The following is a 22,308-nucleotide window of genomic DNA, read 5'->3' on the forward strand; positions in this document are numbered from 1 at the left end:
TTTCCTCCTATAAAGTTAATCGCTTACAAAGTTAATGGTATAAGAACTTTAGGACTCTGTATATATAGCAACTATAGTTTATACCCCACAAAGTTTAGATGTTGCTTTCTTGACCTTGCAGACCCTTTCCCATTTATGCTGCCTCGCAATATTTTCTCTAGATAATCTGGTACAATAGAAATCTCCAAACTTTGTCCTTACAAATACAATGAGGTGAGATTAACATAAGGGAATATAAATCATAATTTTACACAAGAATGAATGTTAGAGCGAAAGACACCAAGTATTCTACATTATATTTTTAAAAAGATGAGGTCAGCTTAATGCAAAAAATTCAAAATTCCAGAATCTACTTTATAGGTATACATGTGCTTTTATTAATCTTATTGTTCACCTCTTTGTATGCTTATTCCCCCTGGATTCGCATTAAAGTAAAGGAAATTATCATGCCTGCGGATAAAGTATATACCATCGCTCACCGTGGTGCTTCAGGATATGCTCCTGAGAATACAATACCTGCATTCGAGCTAGCCATTGATATGAAGACCGATTATATCGAGTTAGACATTCAGTTAACAAAAGATCATGTTCCTGTTGTTATTCACGATGGGACCGTAAACCGTACCACGAATGCTAAAGGGTATGTAAAGGATTTTACTTTAGAGCAGATCTCAAAATTAGACGCGGGTTCATGGTTTAATGAACAATATCCCATGTTCGCTAGAGATAAATATGTAGATTTACGTATTCCGACACTAAAAGAGGTATTTGAAAGGTTCGGAAAAGAAGTGGACTATATGATTGAGATTAAAGATCCCACGTCGAATTCGAACATCGAGGCATTGTTAAACGAAGAAATTTTAAATTATGATCTGTCGGCTCATGTTGCTATTCATTCATTTAGTGAAGCGAGTTTACGTAGATTCCATTCCATAAATCCAGCAGTCCCTCTTTATCAAATTGTATGGTATGATTTCCCTGTTTATAAAATATCAGAATCCTATGTGAATAGATTAAAAACTTATGCTGTAGGCATAAGTCCTAACTTTCAAAAAATAAATGCGGCATATGTCGCGCAGGCAAAAAATTCAGGGCTAAAGGTGTTTCCATATACTGTGAATTATCAAGTGAATATGGATAAAGCCGTAATTTGGGGTGTAGATGGTGTACATACAAATTTCCCTGACCGCTTTAGCGAAGTAATTAAGAATAATAAAAGGTAAAGGGATGTGAAATCACCCTTTTCTGGGCATAAATAAAGCTGTCGAGACTTTCTCGACAGCCTAAGAACCTTTATACAAAGGTTCTTTTTTTACGGAAAAATCAATTATTTTTGTTTCGTCATACTAATGAAGTCTTTTCTCGTGAAATTGTAGATGAAGCTCCCGTACTTGTTCTGCAAGATCGGGTACAGGGCCATCTACGAACGCATCGTGAATAACCTCCTGAATACTTAAATTACGGACGGGTGATGCTGCAATTCCCATATCATTTAACCACGCCGATAATTGCTTCGAGGAACTTGCATATACAATTCGTCCTAAATGAACCCACCCGTGTGCCGCTGCACACTTAGGGCAATGTTCTCCGGAGGTATACACTGTTGCCTGCTTACGTTCTTCCAGTGTCATATTCTGAGCTGCCCAGCGGGCTAAAGCGAATTCGGGATGCTGAGTATGGTCACCGCTACCTACATGGTTGCGGTCTTCCGCCAGCACTTCGCCACTTGCTGATACAAGGACGGAACCAAAGGGTTCGTCCCCAGCTTCGAGTGCAATTTGGGCAAGTTCAATACAACGCTTAAGATGTTTGATATCCGTGTCGTTTATCATGATGGTAGAACCTCCTGAATTTTAATTTATAGATAAGTTTCATGAATAGTAGGCCTGAGCCTGTTTGTTCACCACATTCTTCTATGTTAGCATGTAAAGTATTCGATGAAAAATATATCATGCATATCAAGCTAGGGAGGATATATAAAAATGAAGCACCCATTTATATTGAACGCCGTATGGAACGGTGGCCGTAACAGTGACGGAACTATTGAAGCTGGACAGCTTAAGACTCAAATTTCCATTCCGAAGGAAATGGGAGGACCCGGAGTAGGAACGAATCCGGATGAGATGCTTTTGGGAGCAGCAGCAACCTGTTATCTCATTACACTTGCAGCAATGCTGGAGCGGGCAGGGCTTACGACTTCAGAGCTGACGTTAACCTCAGAGGCGACGGTCGATGTAACGAATAACATTTTTACATATGAAGCCATCAAACATTCACCCTTAATCACCCTTACCAAAGATGCGTCACAGGACGATATCGATAAAACCATCCGAATTGCCCATAAAGCAGAAGGCTCCTGCATGATCTCCAGAGCCGTTGCAGGAAACGTAGAAATCACGACAGAGCCAACGGTGCTGACTGCAAGCCTATAAAATTGAGTCCTAGGTAATCAGAGAGGAGACGTTAACTTTGAACGTTGAGTTATATAAGGATTTGATCAAGGATGAGCGCGGAAATTATTACGTGGCTGTACAAAAAGAGGGCAACGAGCTGACTTTGGTAAACGCAATGCTAGAGCGGTCTTACCAAGAGCTGTGGGAATTTAATGAAGCTTTCAAAAAGAAGTACGCAGAATACGAGCATCAGTTCATCGGCAAAATGATTATGGATAAGCTGCGGCACGATGTTGTTTTTGCCTCCAAAGAAGACGGCCATGGCCGAATGTATGATCTGGCCGCGGTTGCAGTTGATTACAAGCTTATTTTTATCGATATGATCGAATTTTACCGAAACCCTCGAGTAGGACTTAACCATGACAACAACATCCATTAAGCTTAGTGTATTAGATCTCGTACCTGTTTTTAATACGGTGGATGCTAGTACCGCATTGGGACAAGCAGTGAAGCTGGCTCAGACAGCAGAAAGACTGGGATATACTCGTTATTGGGTTGCTGAACATCATGATATGCCGGGATTAGCATGTACCTCTACGGAGGTGCTTTTATCGCATATTGGAGCGAAAACAGCACACATTCGCCTTGGCTCAGGCGCTTTATTGCTGCCACATTATAAGCCGCTAAAGGTGGTGGAAGCATTTCATTTGCTGGCCAGTTTGTACCCGGGACGCATCGACCTTGGATTAGGCAGAGCTCCCGGCGGTACTGCTGAAGTAAGTTTAGCACTGAGTGGAAATTTTCTCGAAAATGTTTGGAAAATGCCAGAACTGCTTAAAGGCGTCACTGAATTATTGCAGGGTAACTATTCCTATGAAGGACGTTCAATAACCGCCCGTCCGGTCCCTCCCGTATCTCCAGAGCTATGGCTGCTGGGTACAAACAAGAAAAGCGCGGCATATGCTGCCGAGTTTGGAGCAGGTTATGTGTTTGGCCAGTTCATGAGCGATGTAGCAGGGGAGGAGGTTTTGCAAGCTTACCGTGAAACCTTTACTCCTTCTTCACTTTCTCCTGAACCGCAGGCCATGGTTGCTGTTGGCGTCATTTGCGCCGAGACTGAGGAAGAGGCAGAGCGATTGGCCTCATCTGGTACGGCATTATTCCAACAAGAAGGTTCTGCCGAAGCGAAGTCTGAGCCCTTGGAACGCAAGCTGCTGGTAGGTACTCCGGAAAGTGTTAAAGGTAAGTTGGAACGGTTATCTCTTTTGTATGGAGTTAATGAATTCATTATCGTTACCATGATTCCAGATTATGAGAAACGGTTACATTCGTTCGAACTGCTTGCCCAAGCGTGCTGGAGTTCTTAATAAAGGAGGTCCATATGTATGAAGTCTCATACCTCTGATCAAATTAAAATCCCACCAGGATTTTGGGCTGGATTAAGTCAATTAGGAATAACTGCACAAGATGTAGCCAGCAAAGCAAATCTTCCACTTAGCCAGATCACAGAGTCAGAAGTCACCACCGCCCAATATTTCGCAGTCTGGCAGGCATATTCCGATCTCATTGGGGATACAGCCGAAGGAATCATTAAGCTTGCAACCGTCTTTGAAACTACACAATATCCGCCTACGGTCTTAGCAACATACCATGCTAAGGACTATCGCGATGCTCTTAAGCGAATGGTACGATACAAACAAATGTGCCCTCCTGAAAGCTTGCGTTTTACCGAAGAAGGCGAGCTATGTACAATCGAATTGGAATGGCAGCATCCCGGGCATTTTGGTCCACCGCTGCTACTAGGCCTCACTTTGGCATTTCTTCTAGAGCTTGGGCGGCGAGGCACAGGTCTACCTTTGACAGCACAGCTTGTCGAGTTTTCACAGCCTATAGGAAATGTTAAGATTCTTGAAGCTTATTTCGGCTGCCGAATTCAGATAGGTGCTCAATATAATCGTTTGACGTTGCGTCGAAATGATTTGGATCGGCCTTTTATCTCGTACAACGAAGAGCTGCTGGAGATTCTGACTCCCTTTTTGGACCGGACGCTTGCTGAACAGAAGGGCACTCGCTCTATAACCGAGAGGGTCAAATGGATCATGAAACACAGCTTCAGCGGAGGACGCCCTGACATTCATGCTGTTGCGAAGGCATTAAGTATGAGTGACCGTACGTTGCAACGCAGGCTTACTGAAGAAAACACAAGCTTCAAGCAATTGCTGACACAAGCTAGACATGAGCAAGCACGAGAGTATCTGGCAGATCCATCGCTTGATATTAAAGAAGTGGCTTTCTTGATTGGATATGAAGACCAGAACTCGTTCTACCGTGCCTTCCGTCTTTGGGAAGGTGATACTCCTTCAAATTGGCGTACTGAACATTTAGGTTTAAACTCGATACCCTCTTCATAAAGACAGTATTTTCAGAGATTTATCATTGGCGTGTTAAACAAGAACTTTGGCGCAATCCGCTAGTTACTGAACAACCCCGGTACGATAATATAATCCTAGCCGGCACACAGGACTGTTCTTGAAATGACAACTACTCAGCACGCCGTGATAAAAGGAGAAATGTAATATGGATATGGGATTAAATAATAAAACAGCTTTAATTACAGGATCAACAAAAGGTATTGGCAAAGCAATCGCCTTTGAACTTGCTAAAGAAGGAGTTAATGTACTGATTAATGGACGGAATTATGATCAGGTAGAACAAACTGTAAATGAAATAAAGTCAAATTTCCCGGCTACCTCTCCACAAAATGCTACAGCGGATATTGTGAATATTGAACAAAGAGAAGCCTTATTCGAAAAATACCCTAATATAGATATTTTAGTTAATAATATGGGTATCTATGAAATTATGAAATATGAGGACGTTGACGACGAAATATTCGAAAAATATTTCCGTACTAATGTCCTTGCTGCAAATGGATTAACAAAATTCTATTTACCTAAAATGTTACAAAAAGATTATGGCCGCATTCTCTTTATTGCTAGTGAAGAAGCCATTATGCCTTCAGGCCAAATGCCTCAATATGCAATGACCAAATCAATGTTATTATCATTGTCAAAAAGCTTATCTAAGTTAACGATAGGAACTGAAGTTACAGTCAATACAATCATGCCAGGACCAACACTTTCTGAAAATGTGCATCAAATTATTGATGGGATATACTCCAATGAAGATATGACTTTTTCAGAAAAAGAAAGAAAATTCATGACTACAAATCTTCCACAATCTGAAATACAACGATTTATTAAACCTTTTGAAATAGGCAGACTAGCAGCATTTGTATGCAGTCCTTATGCCTCTGCATTTAAAGGTTCTCCAATTCGCATGGATGGGGGAATGGTGCCGACTATTTTTTAAGCTTACTCTAAAAGGATATAGATAACGATACAAAAAAGCCACTCCTTATGGAGCGGCTTTTTTGCTTGAAAAGTTATCACTGTCCTCTGGTATAACAAAGGATACCAAGGTGCCTTCTCCAGGCTTACTCTGGATCGAGAGACCTTGACCATATAATTGACTTAACCTCCGATGGGTGTTGGCCAGCCCGATGCCACCTTTGCCTTCCATCATTGGCTTCAGCAGTAAAGAGAGGGTCCCGGAATCCATACCTTGCCCATTATCCTCCACCTCAATCTTTACAGCGTTGTGCAGACGGATAATACGTATTTCAACAGTCCCACCCTGTTGGCGCTTAAGTATACCGTGCTTAACAGCATTTTCTACCAACGGTTGGATGGATAGAGGAGGAATTAGGATGTCAATATTCGGATCTACCTTCCAGACAACAGATATCCTTTCTGCAAATCGAGTCTGTTCAATATAAAGATAAGATTCTACCAATTCCAGTTCATGGGAGAGGTTCACGAGCTCTCCGATATTTAAAAAGTCAAAACTGATTCTTAAGAAAGAAGTAAACGCGCCAATGAGCTCCTGCATTTTTTTAGTATCCAAATCACTGAGTGCGGCAATAGAGTTCAACGTATTGAATAAAAAATGCGGTTGTATCTGTGCTTGTAGATAGGCTGCTTCTATCCGCACCCGTTCATTGAAGGATAGCTTCATTGCAGTTAAAGCCCGAATACGGTATTTAAGCTCCACTGCATCCACAGGTTTTGTGACATAATCATTGGCACCGGACAAAAATCCAGTATAAATATCCTCAGGCTGACTACGGGCAGTAAGCAATAGAATCGGGAGCTCATATAAGGAGTAGCGAGTACGAACCTTCTGTGTTAATTCGTATCCCGACATCTGTGGCATCATAACATCGCCAATAAGTAAGTCCCAGTTCCTTTTATCCAACAATTCCAATGCTTCATGGGCTGAGTTCACGGTAGTTATGATATAAGGTTCGGTTTCAAGAATACCCTTTAGTACATTCAGATTGACAGGATCATCATCTACCACCAGAATATTTACCTTCATCTCTGTAAAAAGCGGCGGAATTTTTTCAGAGAGATTACTTGGCTGGTGTTCGGAAATTCCCCACTCAGCCATCTGTCTATGAATCTCATCTGCCATATACGAAACTGTAGGTTCCGTCTGTTTTATTATCTGTTCGCTGTAAGAATCGGCAAGAGAGAGAGTGAAACTAAAAGTTGAACCTTTACCAAGCTCAGATTGAATGTTTAGGCTGCTCCCATGCAGTTCTACCAGCTGTCGGCATATGCTTAATCCCAGCCCAATTCCACGCCCGTCATTTATTCCGTGAGGGCCTTGCTCATAGGGTAGAAATATCCGTGCCATAGTCTCTTCAGTCATGCCTACTCCGGTATCTGTCACATAGATAAGAACCTGTCCGTCCTGTTCCTCAGCCTTAACAGCTACAAGTCCTGCTTCGGTGTATTTGAGCGCGTTGTGCACCAGATTTAATAAAACCTGCACCAGTCTTTTCTCGTCCGCAAGAACTGGCGGCATAGCTTCCGGGATATCCATAGATAGCTGGACTGGCTTACCTTCAATCATATATTGAAGCATACTAATCACACCGGGAACTACCGATTGAACCGAAATAGGTTCCTGTTGTAAAATAACACGATGCTCCTGAAGACGGACCACATCCAGTAGATCACCAAGCATATGAGACATACGGCGGCTGATTGTAATCAGCAGTTCCATATCTTGACGGCTACTTTCGTAAAGTCTGTCCTTTTCTTTTGTGACAATATTTTGCGCGATATTCATGATTCCGTGAAGCGGTGTACGCAGCTCATGTGAGGTATTAGCAAGAAACTGGTCCTTAAGTTTGTCTGCTTTTTTCAGCTGCTCATTTAATTCCATGTTCTCTTTAGCATTTTGAAAATACTTTTTAAACCAATAAGCTGAGAAGCCCACGATGGCTGCGATAATATCCAAAGGATAATAGACAATTGAATAGTGTCCGTTACTATCCCACAAATTCCATAACAAATTAGAAACGATCGCCGCACCTGATAACAGCAGAAAAACAACATCTTTATCATCTTGCTTTTTGAACAATAAGCGCCCTAAGCTATAGAGCAACCAAATGAAGGGAATATACTGGAACACTTGAATGATTCCCAAATGAATGGATGTGCTGACTAAATAAGCAGGGACAATAAATATAAACAAGGTATAAAGGAAAAGACACCATGTGTAAGCACGTAACCACTTGTTGACTTTGGTACCTGAGGTGAATTTCCTGAAAACAAGCAGAATAAAAAGGTTTTGCCATAAGAAGGCGATCAAACGGATTTTTAAGGACCAAGTATAATTAATCGGCAGTAATGAAAGCACTAAGTTGTCATTTCGAGCTAAAAGGATTACAGCTACAGATAAGGTCATTAATCCTACAAGAAACAGAGCACGTTCTTTAGGATTAAATAAGTACAGAATACAGGCATAAAGCCCATGCAGTAGTAAGATAATTGCTGTAAGCATTTGAAATCCGACAGTGTAAAAGTATGTCCGGTCAATGAGTTCCTGAGAGCCAAAGAAAATAGGGCCTTTTATACCGCCCTTATAGGGGTGATCAAAGTTAGCTACGTGAATAAATACATCTATCACTGTGGTGTTTTTTGAAAAATAAGCTGCTGTATATGAGGTGGTTTTGGGTACATATGTATCGGCATCAAGAGCTATTACCCCATTATTGAGAATAGGAGTGCCGTTAATCTCCACACTGGAAGCGGAATAAATTTGTTTGATCCAGAAAGAGACAGGTTGCTGAAGCGGGTCTACCAAAATTCGCAAACGATACGTACCATAACCATAAGAAGAATTCTGATCGCTTCCCATAACATGGCTCCAATTTCCAGGAACTTGAAGCGAGTGGGATAGCTTTGGTAGAGTAGAAGTCTTCGAAGAAACGAATTGCGAAGGATAGAAGCTCCATTCACCATCCAGCCTGAATAAGTTAGCCTGCTCCAGATCCTGGCCGCGTAAATCCAGTACACCATTGTTAATCACAGGTACAGTGTTGGAAACCTTAAATATACTCAACCAAATGCAGCGTAGGCCAAAGAGAATGCTTATAAAAAGTAGAATGATAGCTAATTTGTTTAGAATAGTTTTATTTTTCATGAGAACATTATAGCAAATAATTCTAATCTAGAATCTAAAATGAAGATTATTTACATAAGAAGGAGAAGTAATGAGCAACGGACACCGCGTTGGGCTAGGAGGAATGATCTCCACATGGAAGAAGCATGATGTAACTCCTTGAACATTTGCGTACTCGAACACACGAACACACGAACACACGAACACACGGATACTTCAATACTTGATTGGTGCTTCTCTGTTGGGCGTCTGTGTTACCTAATTTGTGACTATGTTGCTGGTTTGGCGTCTGTGATTCCGGATGTGCGACTATGCTGCTTGTTGTGCGTATTGTATTCCCACACGCTCTCTTCACCATGAGCGATCGGACTCAGATGCAGCTATTCGGCTGAATTTTGACTTTTAATAAGTGTTTCGGACCCCAGAGGCGTTATTTGTTCCAAACATGCGCGATATGAGGGCTTTTCGAGCCAATAGCGACTATAGAGTCCGATAGGTTCTCAAATGAGCCGAATTATGGTTAATAGCGACTATAGGGTCCGATACACTTCACTCCTGCTTCCAATATCATTTTTCATAAGCTAGGCTTCTCGTTTATTGTGAATGTGATTTTGAATACCCCGTTAGTACTAACCTTCAGTGTAATAACTGGAGGTTAACGGTGGATTCTCCTTAATCCTAAAGGGTATATTATTAGAAAATTCAATGCAGACAGGAGTGTAGATACGATGATTAAAGGTTTCGGAGGAATATTCTGGAGAACTAAAAATCTTGAAGCTACAAAAAAGTGGTACAGTGAGGTGTTGAAGCTTGACATTGAGAATTGGAATGGGACTGTGATAAAACCTCAAGTGGGAAATGAGACTATTTTTTCTTTCTTTACCGAGGATGACAGTTATTTTCCAATAGAACAACAAGTGATGTTAAATTTCCAAGTGCATGATCTAAACGAGACGATTAAGCATTTTGAACAGATTGGTGTACCTCTTGCAAAGAAAATAGAGATTAGTGAATTTGGAAAGTTTATTTGGATTGAAGATCCAGAAGGTCGACTGATCGAGCTTTGGGAGAAGTAAGGAGTTGCAGATTATTGCTATTGAGCTAACAGGTGCGTTTTTTTATAAAAGCTCAGTTCAATATCTAATTGTAAATGAATTAGGGAATAAAGTTGAATCAAATCCGTGGGGAATATTTCTTCAAAGCTTTAAGCTCCCAGGAAGAACTTTAACTTCTATCATCTGAGGTGCGGCGCTTGCGCTTCATCCACAGCCAACGAAATACTATTGTCAACCCAAATAGGGAGCATACCGTCGAGGTGTACTCCCTATTTCATTGAAGGAATTGGAAAATTAGTGCAACATTTCACCTATAACTTATGTCAATAAAGAAGTTATGTAATAAAATCATAAGAGTAGGTGGTAAATTGAAACTTCGTTTAATCACGTTAATATGTTTATTCACATTCGCATTCTTTATTGCAAATGGACAAGATGCTAAAGCTTTATCCTGTGTCGAGTTAGGAAGTCCCCAAGAAGCCCTAGAGGTCTACGGTGGAGCAATTTACGGTGAAGTAAAACAAATAAAGGTCGATTTGAAACAAGAAGGATTTACGGGGCCAAAAGAGAAAATCAGATATATATTAGTGGATGTTGAACGAAGTTGGAAAACTGAAGTTGACTCTCAAATTATTGTGGGAACAGACTACACTTGGGGTTTTGATTTTAAGGAAGGTAATAAATACTTAATATACATTAGTGAAGTGGATGGCGAATCAAGCAGTAGTCCATGCAGTTCAACAATTGAGATGAATAACCTTAACCAAGCAACAGAACTATTCGGTGAAGGACTTCGACCCAAACAGCAAGTACACCTAGAATACAAGATGTGGTTAATGTTTGAGCAGGATATTGATTTGTATTTTGTAATTGCAATAGGACTAGTAGTGATTTCGGTCATTTACCTGAGAGCAAGAAGGAAAAAGGGCTAAGTGTAATTTTATTGCACTAATGGTTAGGATAGTTCAATAAAATTAAGAATAAGATAGCTGAACTAATTACTATTCATTCATAACATGTGAGGTGCGAGTTGAACTTAGTAGAAACAATCATAAAAAGATTTAACCTTAATGTATTAAGTATAGATAATGTTCCTGAGTCCTTTAGTTCACAAGTATACAAGCTGAATCTTACTAATGGAGAAACGCTGTATGCGAAGATCCCTTATAACAGGGATAAACTATATCGCGAATATCGTATGCTTGAACTGTTGAGGGAGGTATTACCGGTTCCAAAGGTGTTAGACTTCTGGAGTGGGGATGACTTAATTTCTGGTGCATTACTTTTATCTGAGATTAAAGGTATACCATGTACAGGTGCTATTGACGATGAATTAGCATTTCAAATTGGAGTACTTCACGCAAAGCTGCATGAAGTTAAAATGCCGGGATATGGTGTGGAAGGATTAGACGGTTTTCAATTTTTTAATCAGAACAATTGGAGACTTTATATAAGAAATAGCTTTGAAAAATTTATAGAACCTTGCAAGGAAGTCCTTGAGAGAGGACTTTTCGAAAAATGTATTAATTACTTTAAGGGTGCTTTCTCAGTTTTACCTCCTCCTGATGGCCCGTGTGTTGTTCATATGGATTTTCGACAAGGTAATATACTAACAAATAATAATATGGTTGTTGGAATTATTGATTTTGAGAGTGCACGGGGTGGATCCTCGGAAATTGATTTCACAAAAATTAACCGATATGTTTGGGAAGTGAATCCTCAAAGTAGAATTTCGTATAAAGAGGGATATTCAACAATTCGTCCTCTAATGGGTTTGGAAACAATACTACCCTTTTATGATTTTTACGATGCTTTTGGTGCTGTTGTCTGGTGTAAAAATAGAGGGATTGAAAAGAATAGGGCGTTCCTAAAGGAAAGTATTTCTGTATTGCAGAAATCCGTAGGTTGTTGAACTAACGGGAAACGATATTTAAAGACAGTTTAAGACGAGGAGCTACCTCCATGATGGATAGCTTTATTACGTTAAAGGACATGATAGTGAATAAAGGATAGAATAATGGAAATGGCGAATATTAGATCGGCAGTATACTGTAAAATTATTATGATGCAATCATGAATACAATAGCTTATCGTGATATATGGATCACCAGAACTAATAATGAAAAAAACGAAAACCCAAAAAACGTAATGGAAGTGTGTTTATGGAAAATATATATAACAAATTACATACAGCGGAAATACTGAGCCGTATCGAGAATTTAAGTCCAAATTCAAACCCACAGTGGGGAAAAATGAATGTTTCTCAAATGTTGGCTCACTGTTCAGCATTTCAAGACATCGCAAATGGAAACTCCTTTCCTCCTAGAAGTTGGCTAGGAATATTAATAGGAGGGTTTGTGAAATCTATTTTTTACAATGACAAGCCAGTACCACATAATATGTCAACAATTCCGACCATACTTATTTTAGATGATAGAGATTTTGGAAAAGAAAAAGAAATACTGAAACAAAAGATTATAACTTTTCAAAGTAACGGTCCGGAGAATTGTTCATCCCATCCACATCCTTTTTTCGGAAAATTCACTCCGGAGCAATGGGGTAAAGGGATTTATAAACATCTAGACCATCATTTAAGACAATTTGGTGTTTAGTCTTTTTTCGCAGTGAATAATAATTGTTTAACGTCGCCAACTTACATATTTTTTATTGACATAAAATCCCTATTACTTTATATTGTATCTAATTACATTGCAATCAAATGCGACGAAGAGGACAAGTAAATCCGGATATGTCGATCAGAGAACTGCCGGTTGGTGCGAGGCAGAGGACACCCGAATCGAACAATCGCCTCAGAGCTGGCTCCCGAAATCATAGTAGGCGGGCCCGGGATTCTGCCGTTACAAAGAAGCATCGTTGTTGGACGATGGCAGCAGAGAGGGTGTATTCATAAATACACCAATCAGGGTGGTAACGCGGAATCTACTCCGTCCCTAATGGGACGGAGTTTTTTGCGTTCTTATAAATAAATAAGGAGGAGTAACAATGTTTCAAAAAATCAATGTCTCCGATCGAATACTTAGCCAGGATATGTTTATTGCTGATGAGGTTCAATACAACCTGATTCACCTTATTTGCGAGTCGAAGAGTTCTACTTGCTTAAAAGATTCTGATGAAACAATGATTTATGCCCAGTCAACGGGACATAACGCATGGCTTTGGAGTTCTAAGGATATTGTCGAGGATAAGAAGGCCGTTCTCTACGAAGAACTTATAGAATTTCTTAAAGAGACTACATTACCGGGAGTATCTGGAGAACCAAAAACAACAGAACGTTTTGCACAGCTGTATTCTCAGGCAAATCATCTTCAATATGAGTCCACGATGACTATAGAATCTTATTTCTGTACAGATCCAAAGAAACCTTTGAACGTAAAAGGTACAATGCAGCAAGCAACGAGAAAAAACGTGGCCATTGTAGCAGAATTTTTGGCGGGTTTCTCAGAGGGGGCTTATGGGGTTTGGGTGAACCCAGAAGCTAAAATTCTAGATGCCAAGAGGATGATTGAGACAGGGAACTTGTATTTATGGTTTGTAGACGATAAACCTGTATCGATGGCGTACATTGCACATAGGTCGGCAAGATATTCCAGATTAAATGCGGTATACACACCTCCGTCTTGCCGGAAAAAAGGTTATGCAAGTGCACTAGTAGCAGAGTTATGTTCTGTTCTTTTATCGGAGGATTTAGTGCCCATGCTTTATGCTGATTTAAAGAATCCTGACTCGAATAAGGTTTATCGAAATATTGGTTTTGTGGAAAGAGGGAAGATTGTTGACATCAAGTTCAAATAGGCACAAAAGGGCTACCGCAAGGTAGCCCTTTTTCTATGATCATTATGTTACTTGGCATTACTTTTATACAATTTCACATAGTTTGTAAGTTCAGCTATCCCGATAAACTGCTTCATTAATTGAGAATTCAATTTTTGTAAGGCAAGCTGAAAGGATACCTCCACTTTTTTGTAGTTATGTGTTTCTATTTCATTCAAAAGCTGTTTCATATTCTCGATATAATAAACAGTTTTCCTTAAACTGCTGATAAGAATAATTTTTCTTAATTCCGTTAAAGTGAAGACTCTGTAGCCATTATCTTTGTTCCTATTCGAAGAGATTAGCCCTTCTTGTTCCCAATGCCGAATAGCTGATGGATTAACTCCTGCCATTTGTGCAACTTCACCAATCGTCATTGAATCTGATACAGTTAAATCTTTGTATTTAGATAAATCAACATCCCGAAACATGCGTAAGACTTCCTCTAACCTTTCTTTTTCCACTTGGGTCTTATGTTGCTCTTGATTGATTGCCCAAAGAGCAGACTCCATCTGCTGGCCTTTTATCTTCCTCATCACATCGTACACAACCGGAATTTCATATCCCTGCAATAATGCCCGAATGGTAATAAAAGCTTGCACATGGATGGAAGTGTAACATCTGCGGTTGCTGGCGGTCCTTGATACATCTGGAATTAAGCCTTGATCTTCGTATCTCCTTAAAGTAGTGGTACTCACATTTAATTGCTTAGCTATCAGTGTAGGTGTATATATCTCTTCCATAAACATCATCACCCCAAAACATTAAAGTTGAACCTTCAAGTGCTACAACAATATTAAATCGAATTTAGGTAGATATATCAAGGGAGGTAGAGGGATAAACCGAAAGATTGCATGAATGTTATATGATACTTTTATAGAACACAAAGGAGTGAGTTCATTGAAAAAGATAATACAATTAGCAAACCAATCAGAAATAGAAGTAGGTATGGCAGGACTTCCAGATTGTCCAACCCTCATGTTACCCATCGCTAAAAAATCTGTGTACAATCAGGAAGCAGAAAACTTAAAGCTATGGGGAGTAGATCCCGAATTAGGTAAACATTTTGTTGAAGGATTAGCGGATACGTTTCAAGTGCTTTATTTCGATTATGAAGGTCATCTATTTCAATATCCAGAGGAAAATCTAACAGCAGATCATATTGTGAAGGATCTTCTCCACATTGCGGATGAAATGAATGTTACAAGCTTTAGTTACTACGGTTATTCCTGGCTTGCGTTGATTGGATTGCAAATGGCTATAAGAACAGATCGCTTGGAGAGTTTGGTAATGGGAGGTTTTCCACCCTATAATGGCCCCTATCAAGAAATGAGGGTTGTGACCCATAAAACACATACACAAGCTTTGAGTAACCAAAATGAATCTGTAGAAAGCCCAACAGGATCGGAGAATCCAAACGAAATGGATTGGGGCAATATAAAGGTTACCATAGATACCCGTGTTACAGCACAATTTGTCTCTCTATACCAGAGCCTCACAGCCTTTGATGATCGCAGTATTCAACATTTGCTTAGTCTCCCTAAACTAGCTTTTGCAGGTGGAAATGATACGATTGTTTACGGTGAAAATTTCGGGAGCGTTACCGTTGACATCGTCGGGTTGTTAAAAAAGAATAAGGAGCAGTTGGCGGATTTAGGCTGGGATGTTGAAATCCTTTCGGGAGCCCAGATGGACCATACAAAAGCTATGCAACCAGCAGTAGTCTTACCACTGATTAAGCCTTGGTTTATGAACGTGTTACTAAAAAATACTGGATTGTAATTGTGGCAGATACAAAAATCCAGTGAATAAGGTATCCCAAAAGAACAATACTTTTTAGGGTAAAAGCTTTAATTTGAAGAGATTAAATAGTAAACGATCTATGATAAAATTCCATATGTAATCGCTTACATTAATATATATGGAAGGAAGTGGTGTTGCGAATCTGCCCCAACAAGGAATTGCTTCGACTACTAGAAATACAGACAAGCAGTATGTAGGTATGTAGTGACAAAAAATTTCAGGAGGTAGATTATGTTTAAATTTAACAAGAAAATCGTGACTGTAATTATGGCAGCTTCAATGAGTTTCAGCTTGTTTGCAGCAACCTCAAGTGCAGCGACAGACTATTGGCAAAATTGGACCGATGGTGGCGGGACAGTAAATGCTACTAATGGATCTGGTGGGAATTACAGTGTTACATGGTCAAATACTGGTAACTTTGTTGTTGGTAAAGGTTGGAATACTGGATCCCCATCTAGAACAATAAACTACAATGCAGGCGTCTGGGCACCATCCGGCAATGGGTATTTAACTCTTTATGGGTGGACGAGAAACTCCCTCATAGAATATTACGTCGTTGATAGCTGGGGCACTTATAGACCTACTGGAACTTATAAAGGTACCGTGACCAGTGATGGAGGCACATATGATATATATACGACTACGAGAACGAACGCCCCTTCTATTGATGGTACGGCAACCTTCACACAGTTTTGGAGTGTAAGACAATCCAAGCGAGCAACGGGAAGCAATGTCGCGATCACTTTTGCCAACCACGTTAATGCTTGGAAAAGTTACGGAATGAATCTGGGCAGCAGTTGGTCTTATCAGGTGTTAGCGACAGAAGGATATCAAAGTAGCGGGAGCTCAAACGTAACAGTATGGTAACTTGAGCATCGGACCAGCTCAGGCATCTCCAGATGATTAAAATAACTATTAATCACTGTCATTGCTAAGGTTGTCGGTCCACAGCCGGCAGCCTTAGATCATTCTAGATCATTCAACAAATGATACTTAACTACATACCAGTGGTTGGAAAGGAGATATATCCATGAGAAAACTATTAATTTCTCTTTTAATAGTAGTTGTTATCAGCGCTTGTTCGCAAGAAAAGCCTGAACAGAAGGATACTTATGTATTAGTCAAAGGCGGGGCTTTCATTAACACAAATTCCAACTACAAAAGTACAACTATATCAAATTTTTATATCGGGCAATATGAAGTTACTCAGAAAGAGTGGGTTGAAATAATGGGAAGCAACCCTTCAGCATTCAAAGGCGACAAATTGCCAGTAGAAATGGTTAACTGGTATGACGTAATAGATTACTGTAATAAAAGAAGTATAAAAGAGGGGTTCAAACCCTATTACAATATAGATAAAAATAAAAAAGATCCGAATAATAAGAGTGATAATGATAATTTAAAATGGACAGTAACGCTCAATGCAGGAGCTAATGGTTACCGATTGCCTACTGAAGCAGAGTGGGAATATGCTGCAAGTGGAGGACAGTTAAGCAAAAGTTACACCTACAGTGGAAGCAATAAAGCAGATGAAGTAGCATGGTATTGGCAAAACGCTGGAGACAAATACTTATCAGGAGATTGGAACTGGCCGATCATAGAAAACAACCATAACAAAACAAAATCTATTGGTGGCAAAAAACCTAATGAGCTAGGTCTTTACGATATGTCAGGGAATGTTAGGGAATGGTGTTGGAACTGGTACGGAGATATAGATAGTAAGAGCGGTTCTTTTCGGGTTGTAAAGGGTGGCGGGTGGATCGGCGGCATTAGCAACAACGAGATTTCATTTCGGGGAAAGTTCGAAGCGAATGGTATGGGTCCTGATCAAGGTTTTCGAGTGATTCGTGGTGAGTAAATGGGAACAAGACATACCAAGTATAATCGTAAAAAGCTGAAAAGGGTTTGATTAATAAACAAGCTTTGCGCTCGAATATAATCAATCCCCAATATGTATGTTTGCTATATTTCTTCGATCATTTGGATTAATTTTGACAACGCACTAGAAAAAACCGCGTTCCGGCGATACACAAACAATACCTGCAAATCTCGATATCCTTCAGGCAGACGGTGGGAAGTAATTACTCCCGCCTCTTCGGCCTTGGAAATCGAAGATTGGGGCAGCATTGACACGCCGAGTCCAGCTGAAACCCCACTTAGAATTACATCTAACGTTCCGTATTCCATAATCTTATAAGAGCTCATCCCGCTTTCATTTAGGAAACTCTCAGCTTTGGCACGATGTGTACATCCGACGTCGAAAAACAACATTGGCTTTGTAAGCAATTCGCGCATTTCGCTCTTACCTGGTTGTGAGATAAGCACCAGCTCCTCTTCGAAAGCAACAACATGTTCTATATCAGGCTGGTCAATGGGTCCATAAACAAAGGCTCCATCTAGTTGGTAATCAAGCACCTTTTGTAAGAGGTTATGCGTTTCTCCCGTTATAAGCGATAGATTAACCTCGGGATATCGTAAGTGATATTCGGTTAGCAGAGGTGTCAGATGAGTAGCCGCTGTTGTTTCGATGGAACCTAAACGGAGCGGACCAGCAGGGTGCTCAGAGTATTGTGTGGTTATCACAGCCTCGTCCATTAGTAATAATATTTTGTCTGTATATACCAGTAAGTTCTCACCTGCCGGCGTTAACGTCATCCCTCGATTGGATCGACGAAATAGGGGGATTTTCAGCTGAGCTTCTAGATACTGAATCCGGTTCGTCACATTTGACTGGACATAATTCAAGACTTGAGCAGCCTTCGTTATGCTACCCTCGCGAGCAACCGCTTGAAATATTCTCAAATCTCCACTTTCCATTTCCTTTGCACCTTCTTGGTATGATGATTTATGATAGTCACCTTCAGTTTTGATCATTTTACTGGATTACACCCACTATGTAAAATTTATTATAGATTCATTAATAACAACTTGAGGAAGGGGCTTGGATGATGAAAGCCATTGTACATGCTGGAGAAGGTGGCCTGAAGGGCTTGAACTATAAAGAGATTATGGATAAGAAACCGGGGATTGGAGAAGTGAAGGTTAGGTTAATGGCTGCAGGGCTGAACCACAGGGACTTGTTTATCATGGATGACCGAACAAAACAGGATGTTCCTTTGATTATCGGCTCTGATGGCGCGGGGAGAATTGAAGCAATAGGTGAAGGTGTGCTGGATCATAATGTAGGTGAAGATGTCATCATTAATCCGTGCATCGGATGGGAATATAGCGACAATGTTCCAAACGTTCCAGCCATTGTAGGGGGACCTTCAGAAGGCACATTCGCTGAGTCAATCATCATTCCTGCGCAAAATGCCATCAGCAAGCCAGCTTACCTGTCATGGGAAGAAGCCGGCGTGCTGCCCTTATCTGCCTTAACAGCCTATCGGGCGCTATTCACTAGAGGCCGCTTAAAGAAAGGTGAACATGTTCTTATACCTGGCATTGGTGGTGGGGTTGCGACTTATGCCATGATGATGGCTTCAGCGGTGGGTGCACGTATCAGTGTCACTTCACGCAGTGAAACGAAAAGACAAGCTGCACTCGCTCATGGAGCTGATCATGCGTTTGACAGTCATAGCAACTGGAAGGAAAGCATGAAAGGAGACACCGTTCATCTCATCCTCGACAACATTGGGCCTGCGACGTTCCCACATTACTTTGATATTATTAAACCCAATGGACGTATTGTTACGTTTGGTGCAAGCTCAGGAGATCGAATCGAAATCCCGACGCGAGCCATATTTTTCCCGCAAATTAGTATCATAGGTAGCTCAATGGGAAGTAGTGAAGAGTTTGCGGATATGCTTCAATTTATGGAACACCATTCGATTCGACCTATCATTGATCGAGTGTATCCGTTACAAGACACAGTTCAGGCATTTCACCGAATGCAGCAGGGAGAACAATTTGGTAATATCGCGATAAGAATAGAATGAGCGGAGTCCATTATAACTGGAATTCAAATGCCAAATATATCGATTTCGGAGACAGGAAACCACTTTTTCGAAGCCACATCTTTAAAAAATACTTGAATAGTGTAGGTGCCCTTTGTAGTAAAGGAATATGTATACTCGTTGGTTTTGAACCAAAAGTTTTCTTCGCTGTTCTTAATTTGTTGAGCATCAATGGTTTCTGTTTTATCCGCAGGATCGGTGATCACAACCTTAATATCTGAAATTTCTGTTTTTAAATGATCCACCTGTAATAGAGTAGAAAATGCAAAACGTGACGGGCTTTTTACTTTACCAAAAATCTCTCCGTTATTATCGAGCATTACCATGTTTATGTTAGGCTTGTAGATTCGAACGGTTTTACCTGATTCATCCAAGGTGAATAGTGCAAATAAATCTTTAGACAACTGTTCTGTCGTCAAGGAAATCGAACCTTCGGACAATATTGCGGGCTGTTTTTGAAGCACATTATTCAAATATAATGAAACTTCAGATGAGCCAGCTGCAGCATAAATTACGGTTCCCGGTAAAATCATGATGCAAAATCCTAAAAGAATCAGCTTCCTTATTTTTCTCAATGATTTTCCCTCCTATAGAGCTTTATGTTAATTATACCCATAAGATGGAAGATAGTTTCTTTTACACAATTAATAAAATATAAGAAGGTCAGTAGAGGGAAATACCCTTACCTGACCTTCTTGGTGTTAAATGAGAGAGTTATTATTTGAACCGTCTAATGGTAAATTGAAAAGCCGTTCCTTTTCCCTGTTTGCTTGTAACCAATATTTTTTCTCCCAGACCATTTACAATTTCCTCGGCGATAGCAAGCCCAAGACCACTTCCTTTTTCATTATGGGACTGTTCACTTTTGTAAAATCTTTCAAAGATATAAGGGAGGTGCTCTTTTGCAATGCCGGGTCCATTGTCTGATATCTGCACAGTTACAACCCTCGAATGCACAATAGCATCAAAAGTTATTTTCCCATCCTCCTGAACGTATTTCATGGCGTTATCCATCAAAATATTGACTAATTGCAACACTTTATCTTTATTAGAAAAAACATCTGGAAGGTTTCTGGCGTTATCTGTAATCTCAAATACAATGCCCATTTCATCGGACAAGAAAGAGTATTTAGACTCAATAAGCATGACTAATTCCTGAGTATCTATTTTTTCTTTATTCCAAGTTTCTTTTTTATTTTGCATTCTTGATAATTCCAGTACATCATAAATCAATCGTTGCAAGCGCGCACATTCGGATAAAATAATTCCATAGTATTTATTTGTTTTTTCTTCATCTTGAATCATTCCATCTGCCAGCGTCTCCGTTAAAGCTCTGATAGAGGCAATGGGAGATTTCAGCTCATGGCTAATATTCGCTATATAATCCCGACGAGTCTTTTCAAGCTGCTTCATCTCCTTTAGATAGGAGGATATAAAGAAGCTGATTATTAGTGTGCCTAACAGAAGGGTACCTGTAAAAACGTAATAGAAGCCATTCAATACCGCCTGAAATTCACTACCAGGTTCTAATAAAAAGACGACTCCGACCGCTTGTTTATCCTGAATAATAGGTGCACCTACGACAATGGATTTACTCGGAAACCCATTAATATGTTTAATCGCAGCGAATTTATTGTACTTAATTACTTCGGGAATATAATCTATAAGGGCATCCTTGAATTCTTCCGATGTAACATTGAAAAAAAGATGCTTATTTTCGTCACCAGGTGAAAGGTCATTCCCCTCTAAATCATACACCTTCATAAGATACGGTTTAAAACCTCGAATGCTCATCTCATTTTGTGCCATTTCAGCAGCTATAGCAGAGGCCTGAGGCAGCATATCTTTTAATTTATAATTCAAAAAAAGCTGTTTAATAATCAAGGTTCCTCCAAGTTGTCCTAAAATGAAACAAAAGAGGATGGCCAGATAAATCACTTTTTTGTTGGAAGTTACTTTTTTCATGTGGAAGTCTCCATTTTGTAGCCCATCCCATAAACAGACTTGATTTCAAATCCCAAATTCTTTTCAGGCAGTTTTTTCCTCATTCTTTTTATGAGATTATCAACGGCTCTAGTATCACCGAAATAATCATAACCCCAGACCTTATTTAAGATTTGTTCTCTTGAAAGCACCTTGTTTTTATTAATTGTAAAATAGATAAGCAATTCGATCTCTTTAGGTGTAAATTCCATTTGTGATCCATTAATTTTGATATTAAAAGCATTTCGGTCAATCTTCATTTCTCCCAGCGTCAGGATGGCGTCTTCACTTGGAAAGGTGTAATGAGTGCGTTTTAAAATGGTTTTTACTCTTGTGACGACCTCCCGGGGGGAGAACGGTTTTGTAATATAGTCATCTGCACCAATTTCCAAGCCTAATATGCGGTCAGTTTCCTCACCTTTTGCGCTCAGCATTATAATCGGGACGTTACTAGTCAAGCGAATCTTACGGCAGACCTCTGTCCCAAAAAGTCCAGGCAGCATAATATCTAGAATTATGAGATCAAAATGCTGATCTTCCAATTTGTAAAGAACTTCCTCACCATTGTATACGGATTCATATTCCATATTTTCCGCCTGTAAATAAGCAGATATGCTCTCATGTACAGCTATATTGTCATCACAAATTAGTATGTTCACTTTACCCTGCATAGCTACCACCTTTATTCCGATATCTTGGACCTTATTGTATGTAAATTGTCTAAAAGGAGCAAGGAAGACTGCATGTTCG

Annotated in this window: 22 protein-coding genes and 1 other annotated feature; of the genes, 15 read left to right on the forward strand and 7 right to left on the reverse strand. The window is 40.0% G+C overall.

Going from position 1 to position 22,308, the window contains the following annotated elements; all coding sequences use genetic code 11:
- Positions 1-323: 323 nt before the first annotated feature.
- Positions 324-1,223, forward strand: coding sequence for a glycerophosphodiester phosphodiesterase (locus MHB56_RS29025; protein WP_052097044.1), 900 nt, complete (start codon positions 324-326; stop codon positions 1,221-1,223).
- A gap of 123 nt (positions 1,224-1,346) precedes the next feature.
- Here the strand turns inward: MHB56_RS29025 and MHB56_RS29030 are convergent, their stop codons facing one another.
- A complete protein-coding gene (locus tag MHB56_RS29030) occupies positions 1,347-1,832 on the reverse strand; it encodes a nucleoside deaminase (protein WP_341144324.1) in 486 nt (161 codons plus the stop codon).
- 150 nt (positions 1,833-1,982) lie between these two features.
- Between MHB56_RS29030 and MHB56_RS29035 the strand changes: the two genes are divergently transcribed.
- The 5 genes from MHB56_RS29035 (at position 1,983) to MHB56_RS29055 (ending at position 5,765) form a co-directional block, all read left to right on the forward strand.
- A complete protein-coding gene (locus MHB56_RS29035) occupies positions 1,983-2,432 on the forward strand; it encodes an OsmC family protein (RefSeq protein ID WP_038571065.1) in 450 nt (149 codons plus the stop codon).
- A 37-nt stretch (positions 2,433-2,469) separates the two neighbouring features.
- Positions 2,470-2,832 carry a hypothetical protein gene (locus MHB56_RS29040; protein ID WP_076184608.1) on the forward strand — a complete coding sequence of 121 codons (363 nt, stop codon included), beginning with the start codon at positions 2,470-2,472 and terminating at the stop codon, positions 2,830-2,832.
- Entirely contained in the window at positions 2,813-3,760 is a 948-nt protein-coding gene (locus MHB56_RS29045; RefSeq protein ID WP_076190360.1) for an LLM class flavin-dependent oxidoreductase, read from the forward strand. Before MHB56_RS29040 ends, MHB56_RS29045 begins: the two co-directional genes overlap by 20 nt.
- Before the next feature lie 18 nt (positions 3,761-3,778).
- Complete coding sequence (locus MHB56_RS29050) at positions 3,779-4,804, forward strand: AraC family transcriptional regulator (protein WP_076302077.1); 1,026 nt, start codon at positions 3,779-3,781, stop codon at positions 4,802-4,804.
- 166 nt (positions 4,805-4,970) lie between these two features.
- Complete coding sequence (locus tag MHB56_RS29055; protein WP_076125594.1) at positions 4,971-5,765, forward strand: SDR family NAD(P)-dependent oxidoreductase; 795 nt, start codon at positions 4,971-4,973, stop codon at positions 5,763-5,765.
- Positions 5,766-5,810: 45 nt separating this feature from the next.
- Here MHB56_RS29055 and MHB56_RS29060 read toward each other — a convergent pair whose 3' ends face one another.
- On the reverse strand, positions 5,811-8,870 hold the full coding sequence (locus MHB56_RS29060) for an ATP-binding response regulator (protein WP_341144325.1): 3,060 nt from the start codon (positions 8,868-8,870) through the stop codon (positions 5,811-5,813).
- A 788-nt stretch (positions 8,871-9,658) separates the two neighbouring features.
- On the opposite strand from MHB56_RS29060, the gene MHB56_RS29065 reads away from it, so the two are divergent.
- The 5 genes from MHB56_RS29065 to MHB56_RS29085 all read left to right on the forward strand — a co-directional run bounded on the left by MHB56_RS29065 (position 9,659) and on the right by MHB56_RS29085 (position 13,798).
- A complete protein-coding gene (locus tag MHB56_RS29065) occupies positions 9,659-10,006 on the forward strand; it encodes a VOC family protein (protein WP_076125591.1) in 348 nt (115 codons plus the stop codon).
- A 347-nt stretch (positions 10,007-10,353) separates the two neighbouring features.
- The gene (locus MHB56_RS29070; protein ID WP_076280624.1) at positions 10,354-10,917 is read left to right on the forward strand and encodes a hypothetical protein; all 564 of its coding nucleotides are present in this window, start codon (positions 10,354-10,356) and stop codon (positions 10,915-10,917) included.
- A gap of 98 nt (positions 10,918-11,015) precedes the next feature.
- Positions 11,016-11,897, forward strand: coding sequence for a phosphotransferase family protein (locus MHB56_RS29075; protein WP_076302080.1), 882 nt, complete (start codon positions 11,016-11,018; stop codon positions 11,895-11,897).
- Between the two features lie 250 nt (positions 11,898-12,147).
- Entirely contained in the window at positions 12,148-12,597 is a 450-nt protein-coding gene (locus MHB56_RS29080) for a DUF1569 domain-containing protein (protein WP_076125859.1), read from the forward strand.
- A 103-nt stretch (positions 12,598-12,700) separates the two neighbouring features.
- Positions 12,701-12,941: a binding site (T-box leader), on the forward strand.
- Positions 12,942-12,988: 47 nt separating this feature from the next.
- Complete coding sequence (locus tag MHB56_RS29085; RefSeq protein ID WP_076302081.1) at positions 12,989-13,798, forward strand: GNAT family N-acetyltransferase; 810 nt, start codon at positions 12,989-12,991, stop codon at positions 13,796-13,798.
- A 47-nt stretch (positions 13,799-13,845) separates the two neighbouring features.
- Here the strand turns inward: MHB56_RS29085 and MHB56_RS29090 are convergent, their stop codons facing one another.
- Positions 13,846-14,559, reverse strand: a complete 714-nt coding sequence (locus MHB56_RS29090) for a MerR family DNA-binding transcriptional regulator (protein WP_076302082.1) — start codon at positions 14,557-14,559, stop codon at positions 13,846-13,848.
- A 157-nt stretch (positions 14,560-14,716) separates the two neighbouring features.
- On the opposite strand from MHB56_RS29090, the gene MHB56_RS29095 reads away from it, so the two are divergent.
- From MHB56_RS29095 to MHB56_RS29105, 3 genes are all read left to right on the forward strand, one after another.
- On the forward strand, positions 14,717-15,598 hold the full coding sequence (locus MHB56_RS29095) for an alpha/beta fold hydrolase (protein ID WP_076302083.1): 882 nt from the start codon (positions 14,717-14,719) through the stop codon (positions 15,596-15,598).
- A 252-nt stretch (positions 15,599-15,850) separates the two neighbouring features.
- Positions 15,851-16,486 (forward strand): glycoside hydrolase family 11 protein, encoded by a 636-nt coding sequence (locus tag MHB56_RS29100; RefSeq protein ID WP_036677315.1) that lies wholly within the window; start codon positions 15,851-15,853, stop codon positions 16,484-16,486.
- 163 nt (positions 16,487-16,649) lie between these two features.
- Positions 16,650-17,477 (forward strand): formylglycine-generating enzyme family protein, encoded by an 828-nt coding sequence (locus tag MHB56_RS29105; RefSeq protein ID WP_076302084.1) that lies wholly within the window; start codon positions 16,650-16,652, stop codon positions 17,475-17,477.
- Between the two features lie 104 nt (positions 17,478-17,581).
- Here MHB56_RS29105 and MHB56_RS29110 read toward each other — a convergent pair whose 3' ends face one another.
- A complete protein-coding gene (locus MHB56_RS29110) occupies positions 17,582-18,436 on the reverse strand; it encodes a LysR family transcriptional regulator (RefSeq protein ID WP_076302134.1) in 855 nt (284 codons plus the stop codon).
- 131 nt (positions 18,437-18,567) lie between these two features.
- Between MHB56_RS29110 and MHB56_RS29115 the strand changes: the two genes are divergently transcribed.
- Positions 18,568-19,557, forward strand: a complete 990-nt coding sequence (locus tag MHB56_RS29115) for a zinc-binding dehydrogenase (RefSeq protein WP_341144398.1) — start codon at positions 18,568-18,570, stop codon at positions 19,555-19,557.
- A gap of 23 nt (positions 19,558-19,580) precedes the next feature.
- On the opposite strand, the gene MHB56_RS29120 is transcribed toward MHB56_RS29115, so the two are convergent.
- The 3 genes from MHB56_RS29120 to MHB56_RS29130 all read right to left on the reverse strand — a co-directional run bounded on the left by MHB56_RS29120 (position 19,581) and on the right by MHB56_RS29130 (position 22,229).
- Positions 19,581-20,150, reverse strand: coding sequence for a hypothetical protein (locus tag MHB56_RS29120; RefSeq protein ID WP_076303738.1), 570 nt, complete (start codon positions 20,148-20,150; stop codon positions 19,581-19,583).
- 142 nt (positions 20,151-20,292) lie between these two features.
- Positions 20,293-21,540 (reverse strand): sensor histidine kinase, encoded by a 1,248-nt coding sequence (locus MHB56_RS29125; RefSeq protein WP_341144326.1) that lies wholly within the window; start codon positions 21,538-21,540, stop codon positions 20,293-20,295.
- Positions 21,537-22,229 carry a response regulator transcription factor gene (locus MHB56_RS29130; protein WP_341144327.1) on the reverse strand — a complete coding sequence of 231 codons (693 nt, stop codon included), beginning with the start codon at positions 22,227-22,229 and terminating at the stop codon, positions 21,537-21,539. The genes MHB56_RS29125 and MHB56_RS29130 overlap by 4 nt, the downstream gene beginning before the upstream one ends.
- Positions 22,230-22,308 lie beyond the last annotated feature (79 nt).

This window comes from Paenibacillus sp. FSL H8-0315, assembly GCF_038005365.1.
GTDB lineage: Bacteria > Bacillota > Bacilli > Paenibacillales > Paenibacillaceae > Paenibacillus_AQ > Paenibacillus_AQ odorifer.